At 68.8% G+C, this 18,157-nt stretch carries 18 protein-coding genes; 12 read left to right on the forward strand and 6 right to left on the reverse strand.

Annotation, left to right across the window (positions count from 1 at the left end):
• Window positions 1-244: 244 nt before the first annotated feature.
• The 6 genes from fliO to rsmI all read right to left on the reverse strand — a co-directional run bounded on the left by fliO (window position 245) and on the right by rsmI (window position 4,912).
• Entirely contained in the window at window positions 245-688 is a 444-nt protein-coding gene (fliO, locus tag FAZ79_RS05905; protein WP_169303611.1) for a flagellar biosynthetic protein FliO, read from the reverse strand.
• Window positions 689-699: 11 nt separating this feature from the next.
• Window positions 700-1,116: a flagellar motor switch protein FliN gene (gene fliN / locus FAZ79_RS05910; RefSeq protein ID WP_136867057.1), complete on the reverse strand. Its 417-nt coding sequence runs from the start codon at window positions 1,114-1,116 to the stop codon at window positions 700-702.
• Window positions 1,109-2,161 (reverse strand): flagellar motor switch protein FliM, encoded by a 1,053-nt coding sequence (fliM, locus tag FAZ79_RS05915; protein ID WP_136867058.1) that lies wholly within the window; start codon window positions 2,159-2,161, stop codon window positions 1,109-1,111. Before fliM ends, fliN begins: the two co-directional genes overlap by 8 nt.
• 57 nt (window positions 2,162-2,218) lie before the next feature.
• On the reverse strand, window positions 2,219-2,737 hold the full coding sequence (locus FAZ79_RS05920; protein WP_136867059.1) for a flagellar basal body-associated FliL family protein: 519 nt from the start codon (window positions 2,735-2,737) through the stop codon (window positions 2,219-2,221).
• A gap of 148 nt (window positions 2,738-2,885) precedes the next feature.
• Complete coding sequence (locus FAZ79_RS05925; RefSeq protein WP_169303612.1) at window positions 2,886-3,824, reverse strand: GGDEF domain-containing protein; 939 nt, start codon at window positions 3,822-3,824, stop codon at window positions 2,886-2,888.
• Between the two features lie 188 nt (window positions 3,825-4,012).
• On the reverse strand, window positions 4,013-4,912 hold the full coding sequence (rsmI, locus tag FAZ79_RS05930) for a 16S rRNA (cytidine(1402)-2'-O)-methyltransferase (RefSeq protein WP_136867061.1): 900 nt from the start codon (window positions 4,910-4,912) through the stop codon (window positions 4,013-4,015).
• Window positions 4,913-5,091: 179 nt separating this feature from the next.
• Between rsmI and FAZ79_RS05935 the strand changes: the two genes are divergently transcribed.
• From FAZ79_RS05935 to folE2, 12 genes are all read left to right on the forward strand, one after another.
• Window positions 5,092-7,038: a penicillin-binding protein activator gene (locus FAZ79_RS05935; RefSeq protein ID WP_136867062.1), complete on the forward strand. Its 1,947-nt coding sequence runs from the start codon at window positions 5,092-5,094 to the stop codon at window positions 7,036-7,038.
• A 25-nt stretch (window positions 7,039-7,063) separates the two neighbouring features.
• The gene (locus FAZ79_RS05940; RefSeq protein WP_169303613.1) at window positions 7,064-7,489 is read left to right on the forward strand and encodes a YraN family protein; all 426 of its coding nucleotides are present in this window, start codon (window positions 7,064-7,066) and stop codon (window positions 7,487-7,489) included.
• A 68-nt stretch (window positions 7,490-7,557) separates the two neighbouring features.
• Window positions 7,558-8,121 carry an SIS domain-containing protein gene (locus FAZ79_RS05945; protein ID WP_136867063.1) on the forward strand — a complete coding sequence of 188 codons (564 nt, stop codon included), beginning with the start codon at window positions 7,558-7,560 and terminating at the stop codon, window positions 8,119-8,121.
• Between the two features lie 5 nt (window positions 8,122-8,126).
• Window positions 8,127-9,530 (forward strand): FAD-linked oxidase C-terminal domain-containing protein, encoded by a 1,404-nt coding sequence (locus FAZ79_RS05950; protein WP_136867064.1) that lies wholly within the window; start codon window positions 8,127-8,129, stop codon window positions 9,528-9,530.
• 284 nt (window positions 9,531-9,814) lie between these two features.
• Complete coding sequence (gene ccsA / locus FAZ79_RS05955) at window positions 9,815-10,636, forward strand: cytochrome c biogenesis protein CcsA (protein ID WP_169303614.1); 822 nt, start codon at window positions 9,815-9,817, stop codon at window positions 10,634-10,636.
• Between the two features lie 172 nt (window positions 10,637-10,808).
• A complete protein-coding gene (locus tag FAZ79_RS05960; protein WP_136867066.1) occupies window positions 10,809-12,083 on the forward strand; it encodes an HlyC/CorC family transporter in 1,275 nt (424 codons plus the stop codon).
• Between the two features lie 6 nt (window positions 12,084-12,089).
• The gene (gene radA / locus FAZ79_RS05965; RefSeq protein WP_136867067.1) at window positions 12,090-13,472 is read left to right on the forward strand and encodes a DNA repair protein RadA; all 1,383 of its coding nucleotides are present in this window, start codon (window positions 12,090-12,092) and stop codon (window positions 13,470-13,472) included.
• 80 nt (window positions 13,473-13,552) lie between these two features.
• The gene (locus tag FAZ79_RS05970) at window positions 13,553-13,834 is read left to right on the forward strand and encodes an exodeoxyribonuclease VII small subunit (protein WP_136867068.1); all 282 of its coding nucleotides are present in this window, start codon (window positions 13,553-13,555) and stop codon (window positions 13,832-13,834) included.
• Between the two features lie 5 nt (window positions 13,835-13,839).
• Complete coding sequence (locus FAZ79_RS05975; RefSeq protein ID WP_211238804.1) at window positions 13,840-14,823, forward strand: polyprenyl synthetase family protein; 984 nt, start codon at window positions 13,840-13,842, stop codon at window positions 14,821-14,823.
• On the forward strand, window positions 14,823-16,748 hold the full coding sequence (dxs, locus tag FAZ79_RS05980) for a 1-deoxy-D-xylulose-5-phosphate synthase (RefSeq protein ID WP_136867070.1): 1,926 nt from the start codon (window positions 14,823-14,825) through the stop codon (window positions 16,746-16,748). The genes FAZ79_RS05975 and dxs overlap by 1 nt, the downstream gene beginning before the upstream one ends.
• Window positions 16,745-17,146, forward strand: a complete 402-nt coding sequence (gene queD / locus FAZ79_RS05985) for a 6-carboxytetrahydropterin synthase QueD (protein WP_136867071.1) — start codon at window positions 16,745-16,747, stop codon at window positions 17,144-17,146. Before dxs ends, queD begins: the two co-directional genes overlap by 4 nt.
• Window positions 17,147-17,245: 99 nt before the next feature.
• Window positions 17,246-18,034, forward strand: a complete 789-nt coding sequence (gene folE2, locus FAZ79_RS05990) for a GTP cyclohydrolase FolE2 (RefSeq protein ID WP_136867072.1) — start codon at window positions 17,246-17,248, stop codon at window positions 18,032-18,034.
• Window positions 18,035-18,157 lie beyond the last annotated feature (123 nt).

Here is an 18,157-nt window from a genome sequence, read left to right on the forward strand (position 1 = left end):
ACCGCTCTGCGCGTCTTGAGCCGGGCAGGTGCAAGGCGTCCGTCCGCCGCGGAAGGGTGACTCCCTTTCCAAGGACGGCAACGCAGCAGATGCCCGGCTCAAGGCGCGCCCTGCGGGGCCTGGCGAGCCGCCTGTGCTCCGCGTTGCGTCGTCTTGGCGTGGCCACCGGCACGCCGGCGACGACGCGCCTTGATCACGAACGGCTCGACAGGCCAGAGTGGCATGGCATTCGTGCAGAGTTTCCCTAGCCATCGTTCGAGTTCCCCTTGCTACCTTGGCCACCCTTGCCGAAGCGGGCGGCCAGCTGCGCCTGGAAGGCGTCGCCGAAGCTCGGGTTCTCGCCGTCGCGGCGACGCGGCTCGAGCGGCGGGTCGAGCCAGCCCAGCGACTCGATCGCCCCCTGGCTCACGCCCACCAGCATCTGCCGATCGCCCACGGCCACCAGCAGGATGCGTTCGCGGGGGCCGATCGACATCTGCGTGAGCACCTGCATGGGGTAGTTGCCGGCGCGCGCGTCCAGCCGGCCGACGCGCTTGACCACCCAGACCAGGGCGAACATCAGTACCAGCACCAGGATCAGGCTGATCACCAGCTTGACGAGATAGCTCGGCGCGAGCGGATCGATGGCCTCGGCGGCCCTGGCGGGGCCGGCCAGCAGGAGCAGCATCAGGAACGGAATGACTCGCATGACCATCCCGATCAGCGCAGCTTGCGCAGGCGCTCGGCCGGGCTGATGACGTCGGTCAGGCGGATGCCGAATTTCTCGTTGATCACCACCACCTCGCCGCGGGCGATCAGCGTGCCGTTGACCAGCACGTCCAGCGGCTCGCCGGCCAGCCGGTCGAGCTCGACGATCGAGCCCTGGTTCAGCTGCAGCAGGTTGCGGATATTGATCGCGGTGCGGCCGATCTCCATCGAGATGTTGACCGGCACGTCCATGATCACGTCGAAGTTGACCGGGTTCTCGTCATCGTCGGGATGGGCGCCGTCGGCAAACTGCTCCATGCCGACCGGCTCGGCCTCATCGGCCTCACCCTGGCCGCCTTCCGAGTCGGCCTGTTCGGCCATGGCCGCCGCCCAGTCGTCCTCGGTGGACTTGTCGGATTCTTCAGCCATCGTCTTTGTCTCCTGATTGATTCAGCCCGGGGATCTGCGCCCGCAGGATCTCGTTGGGGTGCGTGGCCCGCTCGAGCCGTTCGGGCACCGGCTCCTCGACGCGGATCGCCTTATTGCCCTTGAACACGCCCATCTTGCCGCGGTAGAGCGGCAAGCCGTCGCAGGCAAGCGTGGAGTATTCCGGCATCTCGAAGGGGATCACCTGACCCACTTCCATGTGCGCCACGTCCTTCAGCGACATGCGCACATCGGCCAGATGCGCGGTCAGCTCGATCTCGGCGAAACCCAGTTCGCGCTTGAGTGCCTTGGTCCAGCGCTCGTCGACCTCCAGCCGGTCGCCCTGCATGCCGCCGTCGAGCAGATCGCGGATCGGCTCGATCATCGAGTAGGGCACGACGAAGTCGAACTTGCCGGAACCGCCCTCGACCTCGATGCGGAAGCTCGATACCACCACCACCTCGGTCGCCGAGACGATGTTGGCCAGCTGCGGGTTCATCTCGTGGCTGACGGTCTCGAACATGATCGGGTAGATGCCCGCCCAGGCGTTCTGCATCTCTTCGGTCGCCTGCTCGAGCACCCGCTTGATCACGCGCAGCTCGGTGGGCGTGAAGTCGCGTCCCTCGATCTTGGCGTGCATGCCGAAGCCGCCGAAGAAGTTGTCGACCAGCGAGAACACCAGTCGCGACTCCATCATGAACATCCCCAGCCCCTTGAGCGGACGCACGTGCATCAGCGTCATCGAGGTGGGCACGAACAGGGTGTGGATGTACTCGGAGAACTTGGTCATCTCCACGCCCTCGATCGAGATCTCGACCGAGCGGCGCAGCATGGAAACCAGGCGAATCCGCAGGCTGCGTGCGAAACGCTCGTTGAGCATCTCGAGCGTCGGCAGCCGACCCCGGACGATGCGCTCCTGGGTGGTGAGGTCGTAGGACTTGGCCTGGGTCGGGTCGCCGACCCCCTGCTCGGTCTCGACGTCGCCCTCGTCGACGCCGTTCAACAGCGCGTCGATCTCGTCCTGGGAGAGGATGTCGGCTTCAGACATAAGCGCCTCGCGCCTGTTGGCCCCGTGGCTCCAACCCCGGGGGCATCACCCAACGCATCACTGCATCAGGAGCTTGGTGAAATACACGTTCTCGACCGGCTGCTCGAGCTCGCTGCCGTCCTCGAGGATCCGGTTGATCTCCTCGGTCAGCGACGCCTGCAGCGCCTCCTTGCCCGCCCGCGTGCGCAGTTCGGCCGAATCGACGTCGCTCAGCACCAGCATCACGTCGTTGACGATCCGCGAGCGCTGGGTCTTGATCAACTCCTCGACCTTCGGGTCGCGGGTGACCAGATCGAGCTGCACCTGCAGCACGTTGGCGTCATTGGGCTTGCTCAGGTTGACCGTGATCGGATCGCCCAGCGAGACGGTGATCGGTGGCCCCTTGGGCTCCTCGGCCTCCTCGCTCTGCTCGGCGGTCTCCTCGCCCTCGCCTGCCGGCTTGTCGTCGCCGGTGAGCAACAGCGTCGTCACCACGGCACCGATCGCCAGGATCACGACAATCAACACCGCGAGCAGGATCACGATCAGCTTGTTGCTACCTTTCTTTTCCGCGGTTGCCTCGTCGCCTTCGGCCATCTCTCGTTCCTCGTCACGTGTTTCGGAGTCGGCCCCGTTGTCGGGGCCGGCAGTCACAATCGGTTTAACAAACGTCCGCGATTCTCACGTGTTTGGCCTTGATTTGCCACTCCCTCACCCGAACCCGCCGCCGGGGGTGGCAGGCGTCTTATGCCAGACGACCCAGGCGGCGACCCGCGCCGTTCGGCTCGGGGTTGCCGTACAGGGCCTGGTCGGCCCGACGGAACCAGCCGTCCGCGTCGTCGCCTTCGCGAAACTGGGCCATCCCGATCCGTGCCCTGAGCGGCACCCGCTCGCCGCCGGGCTCGCGCAGCGGGTGATCGCGGAACCAGTCGAGCAACCGCGCGCCCAGGCGACGCGCCCCCTGGTACGGGGTTTCGGGCAGGATCACCACGAACTCGTCCCCGCCGAGGCGGTAGGCGCTGTCGGTCTCGCGCAGGCAGCGATCCAGGCCCTCGGCCACGCGAGCCAGCGCCCGATCGCCAACGTCGTGGCCGTAGGTGTCGTTGATCGCCTTGAAGCGGGTCATGTCGAGGATCAGCAGGCTTGCCTGGCCACCGTAACGCGCCACGCGGGCATGCACGGCCTTGAGTTCGAGGTCGAAGGCGCGCCGGTTCTTGAGACCAGTCAACGCGTCGTGTTCGGCAGCGATCAGGGCGTGCTCGAGCATGCGCAGGTTGCGCAGCGGGTAGGCCACCACGGCGAGCATCTCGCGCAGTGCGGCCAGTTCGGCCTCGCCCACCGGACGGCGACTGTGCAGGCGCAACCGGCCAAAGGGGCGATCGTCCAGCGACAGGGCGACCGGGATGGTGTGCTCGGACGGCTCGCAGACCGTGCCGCAGTAGCGCTCGTCATCCACCTGCCAGGAAATTGACGTCACGGCCAGCAACCCCTCGACGTGCGACCGGATCGTGTCCAGCGCCGAGCCGACGTTGACGCAACGCAGCAGCGAGGCGAGCAGTGCCTCTGCGCGCGCAGCGGGCGTCTCGATCGCCGCGTGGCGCTCGAGCGGCGCGCGATAGGCGCCGGCGAGGCGAGACGGCGCCTGCCCGCAAAGTGATTCGTCGCTGGTGAGGTAGTAGGCCATGCGGTTAAACCCCTGATGTACGACCACTAAGGTGGTCATCGGTTTGGGTCGTCACGGCGGCGTCCAGGCGCGCACCGTGTCGATGCCCAGGGGCTTATGCAGCATGTATGCCAATCAGGATATGTGGTCGGTCTCAACGCACGACTCGCTGCCCTGCCAGGCGCTCCACTCGCGCCCCGCCGTCCGGCTCAGGACTCCTTGCGCCGCGCCAGTACCTCCGCGTAGACCGCGTTGCGCGACAGCGAGGTGGTCCGGGAGACCACGCGAGCGATGGTCTTGGGCGCCACGCCCTCCTCGATCAGCGCCGAGATCAGCGCCTCGGCCTCGGCCGCCGGCGCCTCCGCCCGGGCGTCGGCCGGCGCCACCATGAACACGAACTCGCCCCGGGCGGGAACGTCGCCGTCGGCCAGCTCCCCGACCAAGGCCTCGAGCGAGCCGTGGGCGAATTGCTCGAAACGCTTGGTCAGCTCGCGAGCGAGCACGGCACGTCGATCACCACCCAGGCGTTCGGCGGCCGCGGCCACGCATTTGACGATCCGGTGGGGCGCCTCGTAGAAGACCAGGGTGGCCTCGACGTCGGCCAGGCGGTCGAGCCGGTCGCGACGCGCCTTGTCCTGCGCCGGCAGAAATCCTTCGAACCAGAAGGGACGGGCCGGCAGGCCCGAGGCCGACAAGGCCGCGATCACGGCCGAGGCACCGGGCACCGGCACCACGGGCAGGCCGGCATCGACCAGCACCCGGACCAGCACCTCGCCCGGGTCGCTGATTGCCGGCGTGCCGGCATCGCTGATCAGCGCCGCCGACTGCCCGTCGGCCAACCGGCGGGCGATGGACTCGCTGGCGCCCCGCTCGTTGTGCTCGTGCAGGGCGACCAGTTCCCGGCGCACCCCGAGGTGATCCAGCAGGACGCGCGCGTGCCGTGTGTCCTCGCAGGCGATGAAGTCCACGCCCTTGAGCACCGAGACCGCGCGCTCGCTGATGTCGGCAAGGTTGCCGATCGGCGTGGCCACCACGTAGAGGTGGCCGGGCTCGACCCAGCGACCACCGGTTTCGCCCGCGGGGCGCGACCCCGCATTCGGACTGGACATTTGGTTATACTCACTCACGATTTTTCAGTGTTTCCGGATCCGTTCGAGCGAACGAGCCATCCTCCCGGTGGTCCACCTCGACCGGAGACCACAACCGAACAGCCGGCGATCAGCCGGACGCGACCCCGTCGTCTCCGGCCGCCAGCACGCAAACCGACACGTTACCGGAGACGGATCGCATGCCGACACGCCCTCGCCCGCTCGCCCACCCTGTCACCCGGCGGGCCCTGATGGCCAGCCTGCTGACCCTGGGCCTCGCTTTGGGCGGCTGTGCCCAGATGGCCACCTCGCCGCAGGATGACCAGCGCAAGGCGGCGCAGACGCAGGTCGACCAGGCCATCAGCGCCGAGGACCCGGCCGCCTTGGCCCGCGCCCGCATGGCGCTCTCTCAGACGCTTTCCGGCGCGGCCCGCGCCGAACAGCAGCTGGGCGCACTGGAAACCGCGATCGATGCCCACGAACTGGCGCTGGCCCGCGAACTCTACCAGCAGGCGGATACCGAGGGGCGCTGGCAGGCGATCAATGCCCGCCGCGCAGCCATTGCCCGCGGTGTGGGCGAATGGAGTGCCGGCAATCCGGATCAGGCCCGGCAAACCATCCATCGCATTCCCCTGCCGCTGGATGCCGACAGCGAGCGCCGACGCCTGATCCTGCTCGGCGCGCTCGAGGCCGAGCTGGGCAATCCCCTGGCCGCGGCACGCTACTACGCCGCGGTCGACGATCGGCTCGCCGACGATCAACGCCAGGAAAACCACGCCCGCCTGTGGAACCGGCTTACCGAGGTGCCGACCGACCGCCTGCGTCGTGCCGCCGAGGACACCACCGACCGCCAGTTTGCCGGCTGGGTGCAACTGGCCCTGACCTACCGCGAACAACCGGGTCAGATCGACCGCTGGATGGCCGATCACCGCAGCCACCCGGCGATCGACAGCGGGTTTATCGAGATGCTCGGCGCCGCCGCCCCGGTGGGCCAGCTGACCGCACCGGCCGCAACCGGCCCGGTCGCCGTCCTGCTGCCGGAAGGCGAGCGCTACGCCGGCATCACCCGCGAGATCCGCGCCGGCATCGAGTACGCCCGCGACAATGGTGCGCTGGGTAGCCGGGAGCTGCTGTTCTTCGACTCGGGCAGCGACCGGATCGGCGCCAACGCCGCGATCGAGCAGGCTCAACGGGCGGGCGCGGCCCTGATCATCGGCCCGTTGCTCAAGGATCAGCTGGGTGCGCTGGCCGCCCTACCGGCCGATGGGCCGCTGGCCATCGCGCTGAATACGCCCCCGTCGGGCGAAAGCCTGCCCGTTGGCGTGGTCAGCTTCTCGCTGTCGCCGGAACAGGACGCCGCGGCGGTCGCCCGGCGCATGTGGACCGACGGCCACCGCCGGGCCGCGATCTTCTCGGCCGACCACCGACTGGGCGAACGCACCCGCGAGGCCTTCGCCAACGAGTTCGAACTGCTGGGTGGCGAGGTCGTCGACCGCGCCCGTTTCGCCTCCGGCCAGACGGATTTCTCCAGCGAACTGCGCGACCTGTTGCGGGTACGCACCAAGTCCGACGACGGCCCATTCCAACCCATCATCCGCGACGACCTCGATGCGATCTTTCTGGCCGCCAGCGGCGACGAGCTGACGCTGGTGGTTCCGCAACTCGACTATTTCGGTGCCGAGGACCTGCCGCGCTACGGCCTGGGACTGGCCTACAACGGCAACCGCGATCCGCGCGGCGATGCCGACAAGGACGGCGTGATCATCCCGATCGCCCCCCTGCTGCTCGCCGGCACGGCCGGCCCGGAACACCCGCTGCGCATCACCTACGAGCAGGCCCAGCTGGCCGGCTCGCTGCCCCGCCTGTTCGCCTTCGGCGCCGATGCCGCGGCACTGGCCGGGCGCATGGACACCCTGTTGCAAGGCGGGACCCTGGACGGGCTGACCGGCGAGCTGTCGGTCACCGCCACCGGCGTGGTCGAGCGCCAGCCGCGCTGGGGGCAGTTCCGGGACGGCCTGATCCGGCCGGTCGACCCGACCCCGGGCGCCGCCCTGCCGGATTCGATCACCAGCCCGACCCGGCTACCGGGCACCACCTCGCCCGACGCGACCATGGGCGGCGCCGACCAACCGACCTTGACGCCCTGACCGGCCGCAAGGCAGTCGATCGAGCATGACACGCCGCGGCATGGACGCCTTACGGCACTGGTGGCGCCGCCACGAGGCTGCTGACGATGGACCGCATGCCCATCGACGCCGCTTCGGCCAGGAGGCCGAGGCGTTGGCCCTGGCCCACCTCGAGCGGGCCGGCCTCACGCCGTTGCGGCGCAACGCCCGCGCCGGACGCGGCGAGATCGACCTGATCCTGCGCGACGGCGACACCCTGGTGTTCGTCGAGGTGCGCGCCCGCGGTGGCGGGGCCCTGGTGAGTGCCGCGGAAAGCCTGTCGCCGCGCAAGTGCGCCAAGGTGCGCGAAACCGCCGAGCGCCTGATCGCGGCCCAGCCGGCCTGGCAAGGACTCTACTGCCGTTTCGACGTGGTAGCGGTCACGGCGCGCGGCGACCACAATCACATCGACTGGCTGGCCGACGCCTTTTAGGGAAGGTCGGCACGACTCACCATGACGGCACGCAACCACTTCGCCACGACTGCACGGACCCGACACGCATGAGCGACATTCTCGACGGCCTGAAACAACGCTTCGACAAGGATCTCGCCGAGATCGGCCAGTTGCTGGACGCCGGTGCGCCGCAGGCGCTCGAGGCCGCGGGCGTCATCCTGACCGCCGTACTGAACGGCCAGCGCGTCTACGCCTGCGGCTCGCGCGAGCGCAGCGACATGGCGCACTACTTCGCCCGACTGATGACCGGGCAACTGGAGCACCCGCGGCCGGGCCTGCCCGTCATGGCCCTGTCCGAATACCCGGGCGGCAAGGAGCCGTTCGTCCGTTCCATTCGCGCACTGGGCGCCCAGAGCGACGTGCTGTTCGCCATCAGCTGCAACGCGGTCGACGGCATCCTGCCAGCGCTGCGCGCGGCCCACGAGCGCGACATGCAGGTGGTCCTGCTCTCGGCGGGTTCCGAAGAGGTGATCGCCCCGCACCTGCACAGCCAGGATCGACTGATCTGCATCCCGACCGAGCGCCCCGGCATCGCCTACGAGACGCAGATCAAGTGCATCCACGCCCTGGTCGACCTGGTCGACCGTCAACTGCTCGGCCTGACCGACTGACTCCCATGAGCGCACTCGACGCCTTCCTCGACCAGCTTGCCCACGTCCTGCCGGCCGAACGCATCCTCCGGGATGCCGGCTCGACCTGGGCCTACGGCATGGACAACAGCCGGGTTCATCACGCCCCGGCGGTGGTGGTCTTCCCGGAAGATCACGACGAGGTGGCCGAGATCATGCGCCTGGCCTACGCCCACCGCGTGCCGGTGACCACGCGCGGACGCGGCACGGGCACGGCCGGCGGCTCGGTGCCGGTACGCGGCGGGGTGGTGCTGGTCACCGATCGCATGACCCGGGTGCTCGACTTTCGCCCCGAGGACCGCCTGATCGTGGTCCAGACCGGGATGATCAACGCCGACCTGCAACGTATCGTCGGCGAACGGGGCTTTTTCTGGCCACCCGACCCGACCAGCAATGCCCTGTGCACCATCGGCGGCAACCTCGGCTGCAACGCCGCCGGTCCGCACGCGGTCAAATACGGCACCACGCGGGAGAACGTGTTGGGCCTCAAGGCCGTCGACGGCCGGGGCCGGACCATCAAGGCCGGCTCGCAGACCACCAAGGGCGTGGTCGGGCATGACCTGACCCGGCTGCTGATCGGCTGCGAGGGCACGCTGGGCGTGATCACCGAGGCGACGCTCAAGCTCACGCCGCTGCCGGAGACCCGGCGCCTGCTGCGCGCCTTCTACCCGGACATGCATGCCGCCTCGGCGGCGGTCTCGCGCGTGATGGCCCAGCCGGCCACCCCGGCGGCGATCGAGTTCATCGACGGCAATGCCCTCGACCTGCTGCGCAAGAACTCGGCGGTCGAGATCCCATCATCCGCGGGGGCCATGCTGATGATCGAGGTCGACGGCGACGAGAGCGGTATCGACGCGACGGTCGAACGGGTGGTCGCGGCGGCGCGCTCGCCGGAGGCCGACATCGCCGTCGCGCAGACCGCCGAGGAACAGGCGCGCCTGTGGGCCGCCCGCAAGGCGCTCTCGCCCACCCTGCGCCAGGTCGCGCCGAAGAAGATCAATGAGGACGTGGTCGTGCCAGTCTCGCGCATCCCGCGCCTGATCGAGACCCTGGACGAGATCGCCACCCGGCATGCCATCACCATCGTCAGCTTCGGTCACGCCGGCAACGGCAACATCCACGTCAACCTGCTGGTCGACCCGGACGACCCGGCGCAGATGGCCGGCGCCGAGCAGGCCCTGGACGAGGTGTTCGACGCGGTGCTGCGCCTCGACGGCACGCTCTCCGGCGAGCATGGCATCGGGCTGGTCAAGCGTGAGTTCGTCTCCCGCGAGATCCCGCCGGATTCGCTCGACCTGATGCGCGGCATCAAGGCGGTCTTCGACCCGGCCGGCATCCTCAACCCGCACAAGAAACTGCCCGACCGACCCGACGAGGCATTGCCGTCCTGACTCTGTGGCAGACTGTGCCGTCTAGGGAAACTCTGCAAGAATGCCATGCCACTCTGGCTTGGCGAGTCGCCCGTGCTCCGCAGGGCACGCCTTGAGCCGGGCACCTGCTGCGTTGTCGTCCTTGGAAAGGGAATCACCCTTCCGCGGCGGACGAACGCCTTGCATCTGCCCGGCTCAAGGCGCGCAGAGCGGTATGGCATTCATGCAGAGTTTTCCTAGCGACACGACCCCACTCGGCTGACCCGGGCCGATCCGGGGCCCCGATTCCAGGAGGAGCGTCCCACGTGGACCATAGCGTCACCTTTCTCGCCACCGCGACCATCACCGGCTTTGCACTGGCCACCATCCTGCTGCTGGTGGACCAGTGGCAACGCTTCGAGCGGCTTTCCTTCCGTCTGCCCGGTCTGCTGATCGCGGTCGCCGCCCTGGTCGGCCAGGGTGCCCTGCTCTACCAGCTGGGCTTCCAGCCCAACCCGGCCGCGCTCAACCTGAGCGTGCTCAATGCGCTCGCCGCGGTATTCGGCCTGGCCAGCGCGATCACGGTGGTCAGCGCCTTCCGCGAACGGCTCGAGGGCATTGCGGTGGTCTTGCTGCCGGTCACGGCGATCACGGTGTTCCTGACCGTGTTCGTGCCCGAATCGAACGTGCCCATCCGCACCGGCGAGATCGCGCTGGATGCGCATATCCTGATCTCGCTGTCGGCCTATGCCCTGCTCACCCTGGCCGCCCTGCAGGGCGTGATGCTCCTGATCCAGCACCAGGCACTGCACGGCCACCACCCGGCCGGCTGGATCCGTCGACTGCCGCCGATGGAATCGGTCGAGCAGCTGATGTTCCGCTTCATCGTCATCGGCTTTCTGCTGCTTACCCTGGCCCTGGTCACCGGCTTTCTGTTCCTGGAGAACATCTTCGCCCAGCACCTGGTGCACAAGACCGTCCTGTCGGTGATCGCCTGGGTGGTGTTCGCCGTGCTGCTCGCTGGTCGGCACATCGCCGGCTGGCGCGGGCGCACCGCGGTCCAGTGGACGCTGGCCGGCTTCATCCTGATGGGCCTGGCCTACTTCGGCACCAAGATCGTGCTCGAGTGGATCCTCAACCTCGGCTGAGCCACCCGGGTGAGCCCCGCTCGGGGCGCACGGGATACGTGACCCGGCACGCCCTGAACGCGCGCCGGGTCACCGGTGCCGGGCCGCGTGCGCCGACCACGACCACCCGGCTCGAAATACGGCGGTCTTCGCCGTACACTTCCCGCTGGTTCAATCACAAGCGCACCCCCTCTTGAACGAAATACCCTTAGGTTTTCTGTTCACGGCCCTGGCCGTGCTCATCGTCCTGTCCGCCTTCTTCTCCAGCTCGGAGACCGCGCTGATGGCGCTCAACCGCTACCGGTTGCGCCACCTGGCAAAGCAGGGTCAACGCGGTGCGGTGCTCGCCTCCCGGCTGCTCGACGAGCCCGATCGCCTGATCGGCCTGATCCTGCTGGGCAACAACTTCGTCAACATCCTCGCCTCGTCGATCGCCACCGTGATCGGCCTGCGGCTGTTCGGCGATTCCGGCATCGCGATCGCGACCGGGGCGATGACCCTGCTGTTGCTGATCTTCGGCGAGGTGGCGCCCAAGACGGCCGCCGCGGTCTTCCCCGAACGGTTCGCCTTCCCCGCCTCGTTCGTCTACACGTTCCTGATCCGCCCGCTGCGTCCGGTGATCTGGCTGATCAACTGGCTGGCCAACGGCCTGCTCTCGATCTTCGGCCTGCACCCGAAGAACCGGGGTTCGAACGCGCTGACACGCGCCGAATTGCATACCATCGTCCGCGAATCCGGCCAGCGCCTGCCGGACCTCGACCAGACCATGCTGCTGTCGGTGCTCGAGCTCGGCCAGGCCAGCGTCGAGGACATCATGATCCCGCGCGCCGAGATCGTCGGCATCGACATCACGCAGGACTGGGACGATATCCTCGACCAGCTGATCCACGCGCAGTATTCGCGGCTGCCGGTGTTCGAGGGCTCGGTCGAGCACACCATCGGCATCATCAACGTCCGCCGCCTGATCGGCCCGCTGATCGACCAGAGCCTGACGCTCCCGCGTCTCAAGCGCCGGCTGGCCGAGCCCTATTACGTCCCCGAGGGCACACCACTGACCACCCAGCTGCTGAATTTCCAACGCCAGGAGCGCCGCTCGGCACTGGTGGTCGACGAGTACGGCGACATCCAGGGCCTGGTGACGCTCGAGGATATCCTCGAGGAAATCGTCGGCGAGTTCACCACTTCACCCGACTCGGATCACGAGGGCATCACGCTCCAGGACGACGGCCGCTACATCGTGCGCGGCAACCTGCCGATCCGCGAGATCAACCGCGAGCTCGAGGTCGAGCTGCCCACCGACGAGGCCAGCACGCTCAACGGTCTCGTGATCGAGCAACTGGAATCCCTGCCCACCGTGGGCGCGGCCATCGAGCTGCCCGATGCCCACATCGAGGTGCGTACGGTAAGAAAGCGCGCGGTCGACACGGCCCTGATCACCACCTTCAAGCGCGACGACAGCGAGGGCTGAGGGCGCATGGCGAAGAAGAGCCAGACCGCCTTCGTCTGCCGCGAGTGCGGTGCCGACCACCCCAAGTGGGCCGGCCGCTGCAGCGAGTGCGGCGTCTGGAACAGCCTCGCCGAGATGCGCCTGCCGGGCGGCAAGTCACCCGCCCGCGAGGTGGCCGGCTACGCCGGCGAGGCGCCGCAGATCACCGCCATCGGCGAGGTGGAGGTCTCCGACACCCCGCGCGAGTCGAGCGGCCTGGGCGAGCTCGACCGGGTGCTCGGCGGCGGGCTGGTACCCGGCTCGGTGGTCCTGCTCGGCGGCGATCCGGGCATCGGCAAGTCCACCCTGCTGCTGCAGACCGTGCTCGGCCTGCAGGACCGCATCGAGTGCCTGTACGTCACTGGCGAGGAATCCCTGCAGCAGGTCGCCCTGCGAGGTCGGCGGTTGGGCACGGACCTGGCCGGGCGGGCCGGCGAACTGACCCTGCTCTCCGAGACCCGCATCGAATCCATTCTCGCGGCCTGCTCGAAATCCCTCCCCGGGCTGATGGTGGTCGATTCGATCCAGACCCTCTATACCGAGGAACTCTCGGCCGCGCCGGGTTCGGTCTCGCAGCTCAGGGAGGCGACCGCCCAGCTGGTGCGCTTTGCCAAGCGCCATGACGTGATCGTGCTGATCGTCGGGCACGTGACCAAGGAAGGGGCGCTGGCCGGTCCGCGCGTGCTCGAGCACATGGTCGACACGGTGCTCTACTTCGAGGGCGACCCCGGCGCGCGCTTTCGCGTCATCCGCGCGGTCAAGAACCGCTTCGGCGCGGCCAACGAGGTGGGCGTGTTCGGCATGACCGATCACGGCCTGAAGCCCGTCTCCAATCCCTCGGCCATCTTCCTTTCCCGCCACGAGAAGCCGGTCCCCGGCAGCGTGGTGATGGTCACCCGCGAGGGCACCCGCCCGATGCTGGTCGAGGTCCAGGCGCTGGTGGCCGACCACCCCGGCGGCGGCTCGCGCCGGCTGACCGTCGGGCTCGACCAGAACCGCCTGGCGATGCTGCTCGCCGTGCTGCACCGCCACGGCCAGGTCGCCTTGTTCGACCAGGACGTGTTCCTCAACGTGGTCGGCGGCGTGCGTGTCAACGAGACCGCCGCGGATCTCGCCAGCCTGATCGCCATGCTCTCGAGCTTCCGCGACCGCCCCCTGCCGCAGGGGCTGGTGATCTTCGGCGAGGTGGGCCTGGCCGGCGAAATCCGCCCGGTTCCCGGCGGCCCGGAACGACTGACTGAGGCGGCGAAGCACGGCTTTACCCGCGCGATCGTCCCAAGGGGCAACAAGCCGCCCAAGCCGATCGACGGGCTCGAGGTCATCGCCGTGGCCCACCTCGACGAGGCGATCGAGGCCGTCGACACGTTCTGAGCGTCGGTCGTTCGGGCCACGGCTTTTGGCCGCCCCACCCCGCAACGATATAATCGGGGCCGCTATCCGAGAGGCTTCCCATGGATTCTTCCCCCGCGTCCAAGACCATCAATCCGCAGACCGTCGAGAACGGCGATCCCTCCGCGATCACCCGCTACGAGCAGGCCCTGGCCGAGCTCGAGCAGATCGTCGCGCGCCTGGAGACCGGCGAGCAGAGCCTCGAGCAGTCGCTGAAGGACTACGAGCGCGGTGTCGAGCTCGAGCGCCAATGCCAGCGTGCCCTCGACGAGGCCGAGCGACGCGTGGCCGCGATCAACGAACCGGACGCCGACGAGACCGGACGCGACGAGCGCTCGTCCTGACGCCCGTGACCGATACGACACCCCACGTCCCCGACGCCACCGGAATCCGCCTGGCCGCCCCGGACGGTTTCGACGACTGGCTGACCGACGTTCGCGACCAGGTGGAGCAGCGCCTGACCGAGTCGCTCGACCGTCGGCTCGCCGACACCCCACCCCGGCTGGCAAGCGCCCTGCGCCACGCCACTCTCGGCGGCGGCAAGCGATTCCGCCCGGCCCTGGTCTTCCTCGGCAGCCTGATCGGCCGCCCGTGGCCGGCGACCACCGAGGCGCGCTTCGACAGCCTGTGGCCGGCGGCGATCGCCGTCGAACTCGTGCACGTCTACTCGCTGGTCCACGACGACCTGCCGAGCATGGACGACGACGACCTGCGTCGCGGGCGCCCCACCCTGCACCGCGCCTTCGACGAGGCCACCGCCATTCTCGCCGGTGACGCCCTGCAGAGCCTGGCCTTCACCACGCTGGCCGAAGCCGAGGCCGATGCACCGACCCGACTCGACTGGACCCGCCAGCTCGCCGCGGCGATCGGTCCGGCGGGCATGGTCGGCGGTCAGGCGATCGATCTCGCCCTCGCCGGGCAGGCGGGGGACGACGATGCCCCGGATCTCGCCCGACTGGCCGACCTGCACGATCGCAAGACCGGCGCACTGATCCGCGCCTCGCTGGGCCTGGGGGCGCGCTGGGCGGGTCTTCCGGAACGCCAACTGCGGCTGGTCGACCGCTTCGGTCGGCTGCTGGGCCGCGCCTTCCAGATCCAGGACGACATCCTCGACGTCACCGGCTCGGCCGACGACCTGGGCAAGACCCCGGGCAAGGACGCCGCCGCCGACAAGTGCTCCTACGTTACCGTCGCCGGCCTCGACGGGGCGCGACGCGAACTCGACGACACCGTGCGCCACGCCCACGCCGTGTTGTGGGAGATGGGCACCCTCGGCGCCGACCCGGAGGCATTGTCCGCCTGTCTCGACTTCGTGACCCGGCGCAACCACTGATGCCGCTGTCGCCCCGCCAGACGCACCTGCTGGACCTGATCGAACAGCCGGCCGATCTTCGCGCCCTCTCGCGCGGCTCGCTCGCCGCGCTTGCCGACGAGATGCGACATGCCCTGCTCGAGCAGGTCGAGGCGACCGGCGGGCACCTGGCCGCCAACCTCGGCGTGGTCGAGCTCACCCTGGCACTCCACCGGGTGTTCGACACCCCCCATGACCGGCTGGTCTGGGACGTCGGCCACCAGACCTACCTGCACAAGATGCTCACCGGTCGGCGCGGGTGGATGAGCCGACTGCGCCAGCACGGCGGGCCGGCCGGCTTCACCCGGCGGGTGGAAAGCGAGTACGACCCCTTCGGCGCCGGCCACTCCAGCACCTCGATCAGCGCGGCACTCGGCATGGCCCTGGCCGCCGAACGCAAGGGAGAAGACCGCCAGGCGGTGGCCATCATCGGCGACGGCGCGATGACCGCTGGCCAGGCCTTCGAGGCCCTCAATCACGCCGGGGACCGGCAGGCGAACCTGTTGGTGATCCTCAACGACAACGAGATGAGCATCTCGGCGAACGTCGGTGCGCTGAACCAGCACCTGACCCGCCTGCGCAGCAACCCGCTGATCGAGCGTTTCCGCCATTCCGGCGAGGAAATGCTCGCCCAGGCCGGGCCGCTGGGCGAGCTGATCGGCTCGACGCGGGCCGGGTTGCGCGACGGGATGCGCCACCTGTTGGGCGCCTCGAGCCTGTTCGAGGAACTGGGCTTTCGCTACTTCGGTCCGATCGACGGCCACGACCTCGACACCCTGCTCGACACCCTGTCCAACCTGCGCCAACAAGACGGGCCGCGCCTGCTGCACGTGGTCACGCAGAAGGGCCGCGGCCTGGCCCCGGCCGAACGCGACCCGGTCGGGTTTCACGGCGTGGGTCGCAATGGGGTAAGCCGGGCGATGGCGTCCTCGGGTGACAAGGTCACCACGCCGGCCGGCCCGCCGACCTGGACCGAGGTGGCCGCCACCCGGCTGGAGCACCACGCCGCCAAGGACGAACGGGTGGTCGCGATCACGCCGGCGATGATCGAGGGTTCCGGGCTCAAGGGGTTTGCCGACCGCTTCCCGGAGCGCCTCTACGACGTGGGCATCGCCGAGCAGCACGCGGTAACACTGGCCGGGGGGCTCGCCACCGAGGGCATGCGCCCGGTGGTCGCGATCTACTCGACCTTCCTGCAACGCGCCTGGGACCAGGTGATCCACGACATCGCCCTGCAGGATCTGCCGGTGACCTTCCTGGTCGATCGCGCCGGCCTGGTGGGCCCGGACGGCCCCACCCACGCCGGCAGCTTCGATCTTGCGCTCGCGACCAGCGTGCCGAATCTCGCCGTCGCCACCCCGGCCGACGCCCGCGATCTGGACGCGGCGATCGACTGGGCGCTGGCCCACGACGGACCGTGTCTCGTCCGCTATCCCCGTGACAAATGCCCGGCCGAGCTGGGTGGTCACGCATTGGCCGAGGGCATCACCGCTCCGACCCTGCTGCGTCGCAGCGCGGCGAAGGCGCCTCGGCGCGTCCTGGTGATCGGCGTCGGCGCGATGGTCGAGCGACTAATCCCGATCTGCGAGACGCTGGATGCCACCCTGGTCAACCTGCGCTGGGCGCGGCCGCTGGCAATCGAGCCGCTCGCCGAACTCGCTGCAGAGCACGACGCGGTCGTCACGGTCGAGGAAGGGGCGCGCATCGGCGGGGTCGGCAGCGAGCTGTTGCTGGCGCTGGCCGAGCGGGGCGTGAGTCGTCCGGGCCTGCGTCTGGGGATCGAGGACCGATTCATCGAACATGGCAGCCGCGAGGAGTGCCTGGCCGACACCGGGCTTGATTCTGGATCGATCGCCGCTAGTATCGCCGCATTTATAGGGGACTCAGACAAGGTGAGCGCCACATGAGCACCGCGTATTCGCTGCCGTCAGGGGGCAGCTACACCCTGACCACCGAGGTCGAGTTCGCCGCCGCCCACCGGTTGCACGGCTACGACGGCAACTGCGCCCGGCTGCACGGCCACAACTGGCGCGTGGTGATCGAGGTCACCGGCCAGACGCTCGACGAGGTCGGCATGGTGGTCGATTTCAAGGTCATCCGCGCCCAGGCGCGCGAGATCGCCAAGCGGCTCGATCACGCCTACCTCAACGAGGTGCCGCCATTCGATTCGGTCAATCCCACCGCCGAACACATCGCGGCCTACTTCCACCAGGCGCTGGCCGCCGGCTTCGATACCGACGCCTACCGGGTCTCGGCCGTGACCGTCTGGGAGAACGACCGTTCGGCGGTCACGTTCCGCCCCTGAGGGAAACCCTGAGCCGCCCGGCGAGGCACGTTGCGACGTGCTAGAGTCTGGCCCCACGCGGCGCCAGCCCACCCCATTCACACAGCGTTTGAACTGCCCATGAACAGCCACGACATGCCCGATGTCCAGTCCAGCCACGATGCGCGCGATATCGCGATCGACCAGGTGGGCATCAAGGCGATTCGTCATCCCATGACGTTCCTCGACGACGGCCGCGAGCACGCCACCGTCGCCGAGTGCCAACTGACCGTCGGCCTGCCCGCCGACAAGAAGGGCACCCATATGTCGCGCTTCGTGGCGCTGCTCAACGAGGGCCCGCTCACGCTGTCGATTGCCGGTCTGTCCGACTGGACCCGGGCGATGATCGAGCGACTCGAGGCCCAGTCCGGCGAGGCGCACTTCACCTTCCCCTATTTCGTCGCCAAGGATGCGCCGGTCAGCGGCCAGGGTGCGATGATGGACTACGACGTGACCCTGATCGGGCGCGTCGAACACGGCCGGCCCCACGTCGGCCTGAAGCTGGTGATCCCCGTCACCAGCCTTTGCCCCTGCTCCAAGGAGATCTCGGCCTACGGCGCGCACAACCAGCGCTCGCACATCACGGTCGAGACCGAGGTCATCGACCCCGCGCTGTCGCTGCGCGACCTGATCGCCGCGGTCGAGGCCGAGGGCTCCTGCCCGCTGTGGGGGCTGTTGAAGCGCCCGGACGAGAAGTGGATCACCGAGTACGCCTTCGACAACCCGAAATTCGTCGAGGACATGGTGCGCGACGTCGCCAACGCCCTGGAAGGCTACCCGGGCATCAACGGCTTCTCGATCGGCGTCGAGAACTTCGAGTCGATCCACAACCACTCGGCCTGGGCCGTGATCCATCGCCCGGGACGATAGGCCGCAGGACGGACCCACCCGCCATCGGTTCCGGTTCAACCGATCTCGCAACAAAAAAGGCCCCGTCTCGACCGGACGGGGCCTTCGTTTTGGGTGACTCGGTCGGGCGGCTGCCGCCCGACC

The organism is Guyparkeria sp. SB14A, from assembly GCF_005096345.1.
GTDB classification, from domain to species: Bacteria; Pseudomonadota; Gammaproteobacteria; order Halothiobacillales; family Halothiobacillaceae; genus Guyparkeria; species Guyparkeria hydrothermalis.

Bases quoted from the DNA above. Each gene is read 5' to 3' on its own strand.
- fliO (WP_169303611.1), bottom strand. From the start codon at position 688: ATGCGAGTCATTCCGTTCCTGATGCTGCTCCTGCTGGCCGGCCCCGCC.
- fliN (WP_136867057.1), bottom strand. From the start codon at position 1,116: ATGGCTGAAGAATCCGACAAGTCCACCGAGGACGACTGGGCGGCGGCC.
- fliM (WP_136867058.1), bottom strand. From the start codon at position 2,161: ATGTCTGAAGCCGACATCCTCTCCCAGGACGAGATCGACGCGCTGTTG.
- FAZ79_RS05920 (WP_136867059.1), bottom strand. From the start codon at position 2,737: ATGGCCGAAGGCGACGAGGCAACCGCGGAAAAGAAAGGTAGCAACAAG.
- FAZ79_RS05925 (WP_169303612.1), bottom strand. From the start codon at position 3,824: ATGGCCTACTACCTCACCAGCGACGAATCACTTTGCGGGCAGGCGCCG.
- rsmI (WP_136867061.1), bottom strand. From the start codon at position 4,912: ATGTCCAGTCCGAATGCGGGGTCGCGCCCCGCGGGCGAAACCGGTGGT.
- FAZ79_RS05935 (WP_136867062.1), top strand. From the start codon at position 5,092: ATGCCGACACGCCCTCGCCCGCTCGCCCACCCTGTCACCCGGCGGGCC.
- FAZ79_RS05940 (WP_169303613.1), top strand. From the start codon at position 7,064: ATGACACGCCGCGGCATGGACGCCTTACGGCACTGGTGGCGCCGCCAC.
- FAZ79_RS05945 (WP_136867063.1), top strand. From the start codon at position 7,558: ATGAGCGACATTCTCGACGGCCTGAAACAACGCTTCGACAAGGATCTC.
- FAZ79_RS05950 (WP_136867064.1), top strand. From the start codon at position 8,127: ATGAGCGCACTCGACGCCTTCCTCGACCAGCTTGCCCACGTCCTGCCG.
- radA (WP_136867067.1), top strand. From the start codon at position 12,090: ATGGCGAAGAAGAGCCAGACCGCCTTCGTCTGCCGCGAGTGCGGTGCC.
- FAZ79_RS05970 (WP_136867068.1), top strand. From the start codon at position 13,553: ATGGATTCTTCCCCCGCGTCCAAGACCATCAATCCGCAGACCGTCGAG.
- dxs (WP_136867070.1), top strand. From the start codon at position 14,823: ATGCCGCTGTCGCCCCGCCAGACGCACCTGCTGGACCTGATCGAACAG.
- queD (WP_136867071.1), top strand. From the start codon at position 16,745: ATGAGCACCGCGTATTCGCTGCCGTCAGGGGGCAGCTACACCCTGACC.
- folE2 (WP_136867072.1), top strand. From the start codon at position 17,246: ATGAACAGCCACGACATGCCCGATGTCCAGTCCAGCCACGATGCGCGC.